Source organism: Candidatus Avelusimicrobium fimicolum (genome assembly GCF_021632165.1).
Classification (GTDB): domain Bacteria; phylum Elusimicrobiota; class Elusimicrobia; order Elusimicrobiales; family Elusimicrobiaceae; genus Avelusimicrobium; species Avelusimicrobium fimicola.
In genome coordinates, this window is record NZ_JAJWTS010000003.1 from 97,897 (window position 1) to 110,495 (window position 12,599).

Sequence of the window (12,599 nt, forward strand, 5' to 3'; positions counted from 1 at the left end):
TTTTTCCTATCGTAAAATGGTTTCAAAAAACGTCAGCGTTTCCTGGGTGAAAACCAATGGGTCCTTGCCCTTTGGAGCGGCTATGTGTACGCCGTCGCCGTTTTTAGATTTTACAAATTCTATGTTTCCGGGACCGAAACGGTTAAATAGTTCCCCCGGAAATGCGGGTGGCATTTTAAAACGGTGCGTAAACAGCATTTCTAATGCGCCGTCCACCCAATCTATGTGGTAGATTTCCAACTTGCCCGCACGGTTAGAAAGCAGAAATAATTTGGTTAAATTTTCCACTTCGGGCGGAACAGGACCGCAAAAATCTTGTAAGCGGGCTAAAAGACTTTTGGTTTTGGCTTCGTCCGCGCTCATAAGTTCCTTGTAATATTTTAGGCGTTCTGCGTCATCCGGCAAATAATCGGGCGGAATATAGGCGGGCAAGGGCAAATTTACCTTGGCTTGCAGGGTACGTTCTACACGCTCCCCTTTTAATTTTTTTACTTCTGCGGCTACTAAATCGCAATACAAACTAAGCCCCACTTCGTTTACATATCCGTGCTGTTTTACTCCTAATAATTCACCTGCGCCGCGGATTTCCATATCACGCAAGGCCAGGCGGAAACCGCTGCCCAAATCGCTAAATTCCATAAGAGCGGCTAACCGTTGGCGGGCTTCTTCGGTGGGGTCCTTTTCTTCTTTGGGTTTCCAATATACGGCTGCCAAGTCGGAAAAATTGTCCTCTTGTTCGGCCGGTTTTTTAAGCAGCCAATCCGGGTGGAATAAATAGCAATAGGCTTTGGTGCTGCCCCGTCCGATACGTCCGCGCAACTGGTACAACTGCGCGAGCCCAAAGTTTTGTGCATTTTCCACAATAAGCGTGTTGGCATTGGTAATGTCTATGCCTGATTCAATAATGGTAGAAGCCAGCAAAATATCGTATTTGCCCTTGTTAAAATCCCATAAGGTTTGTTCCAGTTCCTTTTCGTTCATTTGCCCGTGAGCCATACAAATACGCGCTTGCGGCACGAGTTGTTTTAGGAACAAATAGCGCGATTCCATACTTTGCACACTATTGTAAACATAGTAAATCTGCCCTCCGCGCGCCAGTTCCTGTGTAATGGCGGCGGCGGCCAAGTCGTTATTCCAAGCGGTTACTACGGTTTTGATAGGGGTGCGGCCCCGGGGCGGCGTATCAATGAGAGAAATGTCGCGCAAAGAAGCAAGCGATTGGTTTAATGTGCGCGGAATTGGTGTAGCGCTTAACATTAAGGAGTGTACGCCGGCGCTCATAGCGCGGATTTTTTCCTTTTGTTTTACACCGAAGCGGTGTTCTTCGTCAATAATTACAAGGCCTAACTGTTTGAAACGTATGTCCTTGCTCATCAGCCGGTGGGTGCCGATGATAATGTCGCATATGCCGTTTTTTAATTCCTCAATAACGGCCTTTTGCTCTTTGGCTGTTTGGAAACGGCAAAGCATACGCACTACTACGGGGAAGCCCGCCAGCCGTTTGGAAAATGTTTTATAGTGCTGGTCCGCCAAAATAGTGGTGGGAACTAAAAGCATTACTTGTTTACCCGAAAGAGCCACTTTTAAGGCGGCGCGCATCGCTACTTCGGTCTTGCCAAAGCCGACATCACCCACCAGTACGCGGTCCATCGGTTTGGAAAGGTCCAAATCGTGCAAGGTTTCGCGTATGGCTTGTTCTTGTCCCGGGGTTAAAACATAAGGGAACGAGTCGGCAAATTCTTGTTCAATGCGTTCGTCCCCTGTAATTTCGGGTGCGGGGGTGGCTTGGCGTAAGGCTTCTAATTTTAAAATCTCCTTGGCGGCTTTTTGGGCTTCTTCTTTTACGCGGTTTTTGACATCTTTCCAAGTTGCTCCGCCCAAGACAGATAAGGTGGGGCGTTTGCCTCCGGCCCCAATGTATTTTTGAACCTTTTTAAAATCATACATAGGCACATACAGGCGACTGCCTCGGCGGTATTCAATAATCAGGCAGTCGGTGGGATTTTCCTCTTTATCCATTACTTCCAATCCCAAGTAACGGCCGATGCCGTGCTCTTGGTGAACGACATAATCGCCCGCCTGTAATTCTTTAAAGCGCACGCGCTTGGCGCCTTCAATATCAAAGTGTTTCATTACGCGGGCGGCATTGTAGCGGCGGCTTAAAATTTCATTAGAGGTAATCAGCGCAAAACGCTCCTGCGGACTGCAAAAACCCTGGGTGAGCGGGGAAATTTTAAAGGCGGCTTTTTTTAAATGTTCGTAATCAGCGGCCAGTTCGCCCATACGGTCCAATTCCCCGCGGTTTAAACAGCAGATAGTTACCACGACGTTATGGGCCTGCAAATCGGCGGTCTCTTTATCTAACAGGTCCATATTGGCATTAAAGGAGATATTGGCTTTTAAGCCAAAATTTACTCCGTCTGCCGACGGAAGCAACGAAGTAACCGCGCAATTAGGATAATCGGCAAGATTAAAATCTTTATCCGGTTCGTCAAAAATAAAGGAAAATCCGGGCAGATAGTCTGCCAAAGTAGCCGGTGTGTTTTCAAATTTTAGCGGAATAATATCAGCCTTTTCCACGTGTTCTTTGGTGTTTTGCGTGTCCAGGTCGTAGGCGCTAATCATTTCCACACGGTTACCCGCAAAATACAGGCGCAAGGGTTCCGGGCGGTTTAAACAAAAGATATCCACCACGCTCCCGCGTGCGGCATATTGGCCGGGGGTTTCGGCATATTCTTCCCGCCCGTAGCCGGAATTTTCCAATCGGTCCAGCAATTCCTGGCGGCGCAAGGTGTCGCCGCGGTGGACGGTAAATAGACGGTTTGTAAAATCTTGCGGGTTTGGCAAGGGGGTGGTAAGGGTATCGTAATGCGTACTTAACAAACGCGGCCCGGCGGCGGGGGTAATTAGGGTAAAGAGTGCGCTCATCCGTCCGGTATCGGTTTCCGGCAAGGTAAGCGTTTCCGCTCCGCGAGGAGCAAATTCCTTGGCTCCGCTGTCAAAATCGTCCGTATCGTGCGCGGTAACAAATACCGCATTTTTATTATGGTTTAGATAGGTTTGGCACGCAAAATAGGCCTTAGCGGCTCCGTTGGGTAGGCCGTAGTACCGGGTAAAATTCGTTTTGGTTGCGTGGCTCATAAATACTGCCCAAGACCGCTAGAAACTTTGCGGTTCGGTGCCGGATATAAAGGCTTCCAAAAATTTATTCCGTTCGCTCGGCATAGCCAGTTTGCCGGTAATGGGATTCACATACGCAAAGGAAATACCTTCCGGCACGGCGAAATCGTCGTTAGGTTCGTCTTTTAAGATTTCCTGCATAATTTCGGTCCACCAACGGGCAGTGGTACTGCCTGTAAAGCGCGCGCCGTTTTCGTGTGAGGCGTCATCGTCGTACCCCATCCAAGCGGCGGCGGCAGTGTGAGGGGTTATCCCCACAAACCACATATCGCGGTGGCTTTGGGTGGTCCCCGTTTTGCCGGCGATATTGCGGCCCAAACGCGAAACATAGGCACCGCTCCCGCGCTGGACGACACCTTTCATCATATTGATAAGCAGGTACGAGTTTTGCGGAGAGAACGAGGCTTCTTCTATGGGAACGTGTTGTTCCAAAATGCGTCCGTTTGCATCCTCCACGCGTTCAATATAATAGTTGTTGGTGTGAATGCCGCCGTTAGCAAAGGTGGTGAGCGCGGCCAAATGTTCGTCCATTGTAAGCACGCTTACACCTAAGGCCAAGGCCGGCACGCGGGGCAATGCGGCGGTGATACCTGCTTTACGCGCCACGCGGACTACTTCGCTTACGCCGATAGCATCAATTAAGTTGACGGCTACCAGATTTTTGGATTTTTCCAAGGCTTTTCGCAGGGTAATCCAGCCCTCATTTCGCTCTCCGTAATTTTTGGGAACCCATACGTTAAAATCTTTGCTGGCGATAAAAGATTGTTTGGCTAAATCTAACGAATATAAATCGGAGTTTTCGTTAAATGTGCGCCAGTTGCGTCCGTCATAATAGAACATCGTGGGCAAATCTTTTACCAAGGTGGCGGGGGTATAGCCTTTTTGCAAGGCGGCCATCCAGACATAAGGTTTAAAAGAGGAGCCGGGCTGGCGTTTGGCTTGGGTGGCGCGGTTAAATTTGCTTTCGTCAAAGCCGCGTCCGCCAATCATCACGCGTACGGCACCTGTTTTGACGTCGCGCACCATAAAGGCTCCTTGCAAACGGGGATAGTTTTCTCTGGGGGCAGATTCTTCCTCGTCATTTGGGACATCGGCTTCTGCGTCATTAGGGTCAATTTCAATACCTAATCCTTTGGCTACCTGTTCATCGTATTCTTGGAGTTTTTTGTTCATTATTTTTTCAGCCAGGGCTTGCTCTTTGATGTCAATCGTGGTGTAAATGTTCAAGCCGGCCTTCCACAATACGTCCATCCCATATTTGGGTTCCAAAATGCGGCGGATATGCTCAATAAAATATTGTCCGGGTTGGGCTTCCTGCTGTTCCTGTTTTTCAGGCAGCGGTTCTGCTTTTGCTTTTTCCAACTCGTCCTTAGAAATGTAATTTTGCTGTTGCATCACGTCTAACACTAAGTTGCGGCGCTGGCGTGCCAGATTCGGATTGGCAAAGGGATTATAGCGCCCCGGGGCGGGAATTAAGCCTACGATAAGGGCGGCCTCGCCGGTGGTTAGGTCGGAAAGTTCTTTATTAAAATATTTTTTTGCGGCGGCTTTTACCCCATACGCTCCGCTGCCTAAATAAATTTCGTTTAAATATAACTGTAAAATCTCCCGCTTACTGAACTGATGTTCAATTTGAATAGCCAAAATGATCTCGCGGATTTTGCGGATAATTTTCTTTTCCTGCGTTAAAAAGACGCCGCGCGAAAGTTGCTGGGTAAGTGTGGACGCACCCTGTTTGGCGTGTCCGGAAATAAGGTCATATAAACCGGCGCGAAAAATACCGCGCAGGGAAATGCCGGGGTGGGAAAAAAATTCCCGGTCTTCCATGGCTACGACGGCATTTTGCAAATCCACCGGGATATCTTCCAAGGGCACCATACTGCGCTTTTCAATGGAAAACTCGTGAATTAAATTGTTGTTACGGTCAAAAACTTTGGTGGTAACAGCCGGGGTATATTCTTCCATTTCGTACACAGGCGGAAGCCCGGAAAAAATAAAACGCATAAAGACCGCGCAAACAATAATAAACAAAAACAGCCCCGCTAAGGCGGAGAAAAGAAATAATTTGGAAAAAATTAATTTTTTTAAACGTTTAGACATATACAAAATTATATCAAATATGGGTGGATTTCTCCTTTTATGCGCGCAGGAACCCTATTTATAGAAAAATACGCAAAATATAGTAGAATATCATATAGGATGTATTAGGGGACGTCTATGACAAAAAAAACGATTTCCAAAAATAAGCAGAAGCCGTCTCGCTTTTGCTTCCAATGCAAGCAACTGGCTGGCGCGGTTACTACACGCGCAACCGCTTATTGCGCCAAAGATTTGGAAAGCATTAAAAAACACGGGGTGGAAGGGTATGATGCCGTAGTGTTAATTGACGTAAAAACGCGCCAAATTACGGCCATTAGTAATGTGCTGGATTGCTCTGCCGAAGATGTACGCGGGGTGCCGCTTCATTTGCAGGCTTTGGAGCAGGCATTGAAAGGAAAAGTGCATCACTACGAGTGGGGTTTTGAAAAGGACGGAAAGCATTTCTTTTACCAGACCACCTTAATCCCCTTGCGCGGGGAAGAGCGTACGGTGGCGACGGTTCTGGCGCTCACGCGGGATATTACCCATTGGGCCCAAAATTATCACGAAGCCAATATGCTTAAAGAAGGGGTTGCCCCGCAGACTTTTGCGCAGATTTTGTTAGCGGAACGGGAAGCGGAAAAGAGGGAAATTTCCAAATCTCTGCACGATGAAATCGGATCCTCAGCAGTTATTTTAACGGCCCTTTTAAGTTTGGTAAAAGCCAGCGTAAAAGAGGGAGATACCAAACAGGCATTAGCGGAAATAGCCAAATTGGATACACAAATTAAAAATAGCATTGAGCGGGTAAAAAACATAATAGTATCACTACGTCCGCCCAGTTTGGAAAATGACGGCGCTCTTGGCGGCTCGGTGAAGGAACTGTTGGAAAATACTAGCCAAATGCTACATATTCCATACAAATTTGATTATAAATCAGCGAGCAACTCCGCCAGAGTAGCCGATAATGTAAAGATTTTGCTCTACCGTATTGTGCAGGAGGCACTTACCAATATTGCCAAATATGCACAGGCCAAGAATATCTATGTGTTGTTGAAACGTGATGCGTTTACGGTCCATTTGGTAGTGCAGGATGACGGTGTTGGTTTTAAACCGTTAAAAGGCGGCTCCATCCGCCAAGTAGGCTTGCGCGCTATGAAGGACAGCGTGCGCCTGTTGGGTGGGTCTATTTCTATTAAAAGCGCACCGGGCAAAGGTACCCGTATTGAAGTGTCGTGCCCGTGCGTGGTTTACGGGGGGAACAAATGAGTATAAAAATTGTATTGGCGGACGACCACGCCATTGTGCGCCAAGGCGTTCGTGCAGTATTGGAAAAATTAGGCAAAAATATGGAAGTAGTGGCCGAAATTGCCAATGGTAAAGATTTGGTGGACTATGCCGCAAAAACTCCGGCTGATGTGTATGTGGTGGATATTTCTATGCCGCTTTTAAACGGAATAGAAGCCACGGAACGCATTGTAAAGAACGACCCCGAAGCCAAAGTGGTTATGTTGAGTATGTATGACGACCGGGTTTCGGTGGAAAAATCGCTTAAAGCCGGGGCCAAGGGGTTTATCGTTAAGGTGTCCACAGCTGATGAAATCGTAGATGCTATTGAAGAAATAGCCGCCGGACGCTTTTATTTGTGCAGTAAAGTGTCCAAATACATTGTTCAGGGCTTTTTGGGTAAAACCTCGGCCCGCAAGCGTGATTCCACGGGCCTGACCCCGAAAGAAAAAGAAGTTTTGCAACTAATTGCCGAAGGGTACAGCAGTAAACAAATAGCCAAAACCTTTAATCTTTCTTTAAATACAATTCACGTGCACCGCAACAATATTATGAAGAAACTCGGCATTCACAAACAGGCCGAACTGGTGCGCTTTGCCTTGAAAGAAGGTATTGCACAGTTATAAAGGATTATTATGCGTATTATTGCCGGAACTGCCCGCGGGCGCAGAATTTTCTCCGTATCTAAAAATTTGCCCGTAAAACCGATTTCGGACCGTATCAAACAGTCCCTTTTTGACATTTTGCGTCCCCGCATTACGGGGGCAATGATGTTAGATTTGTTTGCCGGAACGGGCAACGTATCTTTGGAAGCACTTTCCAGAGGGGCGTTGCGTACGGTAATGCTGGATAGAGAGCCTGCCTGCATTAAAAATATCCACCGCAATTTGGAACATTTGGGGTTTACGGAGCGCGCCAAGGTCATCCGGGGCGACGTATTAAAGCCGCTTGATTTCCTGCTGGCATATAGCGACAACGAAGGCTACGACATTATTTTTATGGGCCCGCCCTACCGCGACATTAATAACAAAATGTTGGCCTTGTCCGAGCCTGCGTTAAAAAATGTAGCCGAGGCCCGTCTGTTGGCCCCCAACGGCATTATTGTCCTGCAAACACACAAGACCGAAGATTTTGCCGTGCCGGACACGCTGGAAATTTACCGTGTAGAAAAATACGGCGATACGCTCGTGCATTTCCTGCGTGCCAAGATTCAAAAGGACGAACCTGCCCATGTATAGCGACGTATATGAATTAAACTATTCCAAAATAAAAACTTATTTGGAATGTCCTGTTTTGTATAAGTACAAATATATAGAAGGCAAGCGCGAGGGATTAGTGCCCGCCTCTTCTTTGGGGGTGTCTATCCACCGTGCGTTGGAAGCGTATCACAAAGAAAGCAACGACCCCTCGGAACTGTTGTCTTATTACGACGATTGTTGGTTGGGAGCCGGATATTCTAGCGCAGGGGAGCAGATGGAGTGGTATTTAAAGGGCAAAAAAATGTTGGAAACCTATGCCCAAGCCGAATATGAACGCAAAACCACGGTGGACAGCACCGAAAGGGAATTTATCTTTCAGGAAGGACAATGGACCTTGCGCGGCAAGATTGACCGTATAGATAAACTGCCGGACGGCTCTTGGGAAGTAATTGATTACAAAACTGGAACGGATGTGGACCTATCCTTGCCGGTAACCGATTCCCTGCAAATGGGCATTTATGCCGTAGGCGCCCAACGGGCTTGGAATATGAAAAAAGGCAAAGCCACCTTTTATTTTGTGGCATTTAACAAACAGATGAGTGCGCCGTTTGAAGCCTTTGACGAAAAGAAAATTTTGGAAACTTTTATCAATATTGGCAAAAAAATTGAAGTAGCGGATTTTGAGCCTAATTTGGAGCATTGTGCCGTGTGTCCGTTTAACAACCGTTGTGAATTTTCCACGGTTAAACCCGCCGTGCAACAGTAATTTATGAAAACCCTGATTAAAAAAGCAAAACGTATTGTATTTAAATTCGGCACCAACGCATTAAGCACCGATAACGGCGACTTGGCGTTGTCGCGCCTATATTCTTTTATGGAAGATATCGCCGCCTTGCGTGCCCAAGGCAAGGAAGTAATGATTGTTACCTCCGGGGCCGTGGGTGTGGGCAAGCGCCGCCTGGGGTTGACGAGTGCGCCGGATGTGGTGTCTTTAAAGCAAGCCTGCGCGGCGGTGGGGCAGATTAGCCTAATGAAATTGTACGAGGACGGTTTTAAACAGTTGGGCGTGGTGGCGGCACAGGTGTTGCTCACCGAAGATGATTTTTCCCACAGAAGCCGCTATTTGAGTTTGCGTGATACCTTAAACCGCTTGCTTGAACTGGGTTGTATTCCGGTGATTAACCAAAATGATACCGTTTCCACCAACGAATTACGCGGCTATAAAGAAAAAGGCGTTAATGTGTGTTTTAGCGATAACGATAAACTTTCCGCATTGGTTGCCAGCGGGATGGATGCCGACTTGCTGTGCGTAATGAGTGATGTGGACGGATTGTATAATGGCGATCCGCGCAAGGATAAAAATGCCAAACTGATTGATGTGGTAAAGGGTGTTACTCCGGAAATAGAAGCCTTGGGCTTTTGCGCCTCTTCCCGCGGACGCGGCGGTATGAAAACAAAACTGGAAGCCGCCAAAGTGGTTACGCGTTCGGGTGCGGCTATGATTATTGCATATGGGAAAAAACCGGGTGCGGTTTCTGCGGTATTCGGGCCTGATTTTAAAGGAACACTTTTTTTGCCTGTGGAAGATTTGCCCGGTAAAAAGTTGTGGCTTGCCTACGCTACCAATGTGGCGGGCGGCCTTACCGTAAATGATGGCGCCAAAAAGGCAATGTGTGAAAAGGGGTCTTCGTTGCTCCCTGCCGGAATTACAGCCGTAGCGGGCGAGTTTGAAGCCGGGGATTCCATTTCCATTTTGGACGAAGCCGGGCAAGAATTTGCACGCGGCCTTGTAAACTATTCGTCCAAGGAGTGCCGCAAAATAGCCGGCCGCCGCTCGGAAGAAATCGCCAAGAAAATCGGCTATAAAAATTATGACGAAGCCGTCCACCGCGACAACATTGTTTTATTGTGAGGATTTGTATGAACGTATGTGAAATTGCCGCCAAGGCCAAAGAAGCTTCTTATGTATTGGGTGCCTTGCCGCCGGAAGCCAAAGACCGCGCCTTAAACGCAATGGCGTGTGCCTTGCGGGTGCACGCGGATGAAATCTTGCAGGCCAACCAATTAGATTTACAGGCCGCACAAGAAGCCGTGGAAGCCGGAAAAATGAAGACGGCCCTTTATGAACGCCTGAAACTGACGCGCGACAAACTGGAAACAGTTATCCGCGGAGTGGAAGAAATGGTAGAACTGCCGGACCCTGTCGGGCAAGTGTTGTCCGCCACGGAATTGGACGAGGGGCTTAATCTGTATAAAATTTCCTGTCCCATTGGTTTAATAGGTGTTATTTTTGAGGCCCGTCCCGATGTTGTGCCGCAAATTGCCGCACTTACTGCTAAGTCTGGCAATGCTGCGGTGTTAAAAGGCGGCAAAGAAGCACAATATACCAATGATGCGCTTGCCAAAGTGCTTCAAAATGCCTTGGCTACTGTGCCCGGTTATCCGCCGTATGCGCTTAATTTAATTCACTCGCGCGAGGAATCGGCGCAAATGTTGGCACTTGATCAATATTTTGATTTGATTATTCCGCGCGGTGGCAATTCGCTGTTAGCGTATGTAAAAGCCAATACCAAAATACCGGTGTTGGGGCACGCAGACGGGGTGTGCCATATTTATGTGGCGCGCTCGGCTGACGTACAAATGGCAAAGCAAATTTGCACCGATGCCAAAACGCAGTATCCTTCGGCTTGCAATACGGTAGAAACCCTGCTGATTGATGAAGCATGGCCCGAACCCTTTAAAAAGGACTTGCTGGAACATTTAGTAAAGCACGGGGTGGAACTGTTTGGCGGGGAAGATATCGCAAAACTGGCCCCGGTTGCTGGCCCGGTAGAGGAGTGGCATACCGAATACGGAGAGAAAAAACTTTCCGTTAAGCAGGTCAAAAATATTTTGGAAGCCGTGGAACATATCAACCGCTATGGCTCGCACCATACGGATTGTATTTTAACTGCCAATCACGACGAGGTCCAAATTTTTATGGATTTGGTGGATTCGGCGGGGGTCTATCACAACGCTTCCACGCGCTTTGCCGACGGCTACCGTTATGGCTTTGGTGCCGAAGTGGGTATCAGCACCGGCAAAACACACGCGCGCGGCCCGGTAGGCTTGGCCGGTTTGACGATTTATAAATATAAGTTGTACGGAAACGGGCAGATTGTGGCCGATTATGTGGGGCCGGATGCAAAACCGTTTACGCATAGAAAATTAGGGAGCAAATAATGAAATTAGGTTTTATTGGCGCCGGAGAAATGGGCGGAGCCATTATTAAAGGACTTTTAAAGCACGGTTGGGCCAAAGAGGATATTTTGGCTTCTGTTCATACGGAAGCATCCGCCGCTAAACTGCGCGGTGAACTGGGGATTGAAGCAGGCACGGACAATATGCGCGTTATTCACGATGCAAACTGGCTGTTTATTGCGGTTAAGCCAGCGCAAGTGCCGCCTGTGTTGGAGCAAATTGTGGCTAGCGGCGTAAATGCCAAGCCGCTTATTTGTATGGCCTTGGGGTGGAGTGTGGAAAAAATCCAGCAAGTGCTTCCGAAATGGCCCGTTATCCGTATTATGCCCAATACACCTTTGTCATTGGGGGAAGGGGTAACTCTTTTCCACTTTGCGCCGGAAACCCCCAAGCGCGCCCGCCGGGAAGTAATGGGCGTATTTGACGGATTGGGTAAAACCTTTGAGGTTTCTTTGCCTGTATTTAATGCGGCGACGGCGGTATCCGGTTCCGGCCCGGCGTTTGTATATTATTTTATTGATGCCTTATCGCAGGCGGGGGCTGCTTATGGGCTGCCCAAGGAACAGGCGGCGGAACTTGCGCTACAAACGGTTATCGGCGCGGCTAAAATGTTGGAAAGCACGGGGCTTTCTGCGGCGGAACTCGCCCAAAAGGTGGCTACTCCCGGCGGTTGTACTGCGGCGGGTATGGACGTTATGGCCGCCTCGGACTTAAAAAAGATTTTGGCGGACACGATTGGTGCCACGGTGGAAAAAGCCAAAGCCTTTGCCAAATAAGTTTATTTTCGCAGAGAAAAGCGGAGCAAAACTATTAAAGTTTTGCTCCGCTTTTTTGATGTTCTTTTTAAAGGGGTTGTTTCGTTTTTTTTTTTTGTTAAAATTTTGATAAATCGCGGTGGTCGTACCCGGATGTATCCGCTGTATAAAAACGCGTATAAAAGGCTGTTTCGCTCAAATATAAAGGCCTTGAAGGGAGAAAAAATGAAAGAATTTACTTCTGTTTTGTTATTGTTGTTGCCGTCATCCCCGAGGAATTTAGTCGGGGATCCGTTGTTATCAAAAAAGAAACACGACAGATTCCCGACTACAACACTCGGGAATGACATCATTAGTGCAAGTGGTCGCACGGCAACAAGTGGTTTTACCTTGATTGAACTCCTAGTTGTCGTGCTCATTATTGGCATTTTGGCAGCGGTGGCACTTCCGCAGTACGAAACGTCGGTGGCAAAAAGTCGTTTGGTGCAATTAAAAATATTGGTAAAATCGCTTAAAGATGCGGAAGAACTTTATTATATGGCTAATGGATCTTATACGCAGAATTTTGAAGATTTGGATATTTCCCTGCCAGGTAATCAGATTTCTAATCATAAGGAACTTTGGTCTATTACCAATAAAGTAACTTGTAGTTTGGGGTCAGTACCTCGCAGTTTGCATTGCATAGGTGGGCACAGTGCTTGGGAAATGTGGTTAGATCAAACCGAAAATGCACCCCAAACCTTATGCTATGCTTATGACGACGATAAAGCCGCCCAAAAAGCGTGTGTAAGTGAGGGCGGAACACGTAAAACATCTATTGGCGGAGAAAATTTCTTTTATATAATTGAGCCTTAAACTG

The 12,599-nt window shown here is 47.6% G+C and carries 10 protein-coding genes; 8 read left to right on the forward strand and 2 right to left on the reverse strand.

Annotation, left to right across the window (positions count from 1 at the left end; translation table 11 throughout):
• Positions 1-6: 6 nt before the first annotated feature.
• Both ACQY2K_RS02455 and ACQY2K_RS02460 read right to left on the reverse strand, forming a co-directional pair.
• A complete protein-coding gene (locus ACQY2K_RS02455) occupies positions 7-3,141 on the reverse strand; it encodes a transcription-repair coupling factor (RefSeq protein WP_428040605.1) in 3,135 nt (1,044 codons plus the stop codon).
• A gap of 18 nt (positions 3,142-3,159) precedes the next feature.
• Positions 3,160-5,280 (reverse strand): penicillin-binding protein 1A, encoded by a 2,121-nt coding sequence (locus ACQY2K_RS02460; RefSeq protein WP_428040606.1) that lies wholly within the window; start codon positions 5,278-5,280, stop codon positions 3,160-3,162.
• Positions 5,281-5,397: 117 nt separating this feature from the next.
• Between ACQY2K_RS02460 and ACQY2K_RS02465 the strand changes: the two genes are divergently transcribed.
• The 8 genes from ACQY2K_RS02465 (at position 5,398) to ACQY2K_RS02500 (ending at position 12,595) form a co-directional block, all read left to right on the forward strand.
• Complete coding sequence (locus tag ACQY2K_RS02465; protein ID WP_428040607.1) at positions 5,398-6,528, forward strand: ATP-binding protein; 1,131 nt, start codon at positions 5,398-5,400, stop codon at positions 6,526-6,528.
• Positions 6,525-7,172, forward strand: coding sequence for a response regulator (locus ACQY2K_RS02470; protein WP_177748599.1), 648 nt, complete (start codon positions 6,525-6,527; stop codon positions 7,170-7,172). Before ACQY2K_RS02465 ends, ACQY2K_RS02470 begins: the two co-directional genes overlap by 4 nt.
• Positions 7,173-7,181: 9 nt before the next feature.
• Positions 7,182-7,784, forward strand: a complete 603-nt coding sequence (gene rsmD, locus ACQY2K_RS02475) for a 16S rRNA (guanine(966)-N(2))-methyltransferase RsmD (RefSeq protein WP_428040609.1) — start codon at positions 7,182-7,184, stop codon at positions 7,782-7,784.
• On the forward strand, positions 7,777-8,511 hold the full coding sequence (locus ACQY2K_RS02480; RefSeq protein WP_177748603.1) for a PD-(D/E)XK nuclease family protein: 735 nt from the start codon (positions 7,777-7,779) through the stop codon (positions 8,509-8,511). Before rsmD ends, ACQY2K_RS02480 begins: the two co-directional genes overlap by 8 nt.
• Before the next feature lie 3 nt (positions 8,512-8,514).
• Complete coding sequence (gene proB / locus ACQY2K_RS02485) at positions 8,515-9,657, forward strand: glutamate 5-kinase (protein WP_428037690.1); 1,143 nt, start codon at positions 8,515-8,517, stop codon at positions 9,655-9,657.
• An 8-nt stretch (positions 9,658-9,665) separates the two neighbouring features.
• Complete coding sequence (locus tag ACQY2K_RS02490; RefSeq protein ID WP_428040610.1) at positions 9,666-10,967, forward strand: glutamate-5-semialdehyde dehydrogenase; 1,302 nt, start codon at positions 9,666-9,668, stop codon at positions 10,965-10,967.
• Positions 10,967-11,761 carry a pyrroline-5-carboxylate reductase gene (gene proC / locus ACQY2K_RS02495; RefSeq protein WP_428040611.1) on the forward strand — a complete coding sequence of 265 codons (795 nt, stop codon included), beginning with the start codon at positions 10,967-10,969 and terminating at the stop codon, positions 11,759-11,761. Before ACQY2K_RS02490 ends, proC begins: the two co-directional genes overlap by 1 nt.
• Positions 11,762-11,965: 204 nt before the next feature.
• Positions 11,966-12,595, forward strand: a complete 630-nt coding sequence (locus tag ACQY2K_RS02500) for a type IV pilin protein (protein WP_428040613.1) — start codon at positions 11,966-11,968, stop codon at positions 12,593-12,595.
• Positions 12,596-12,599: the final 4 nt, after the last annotated feature.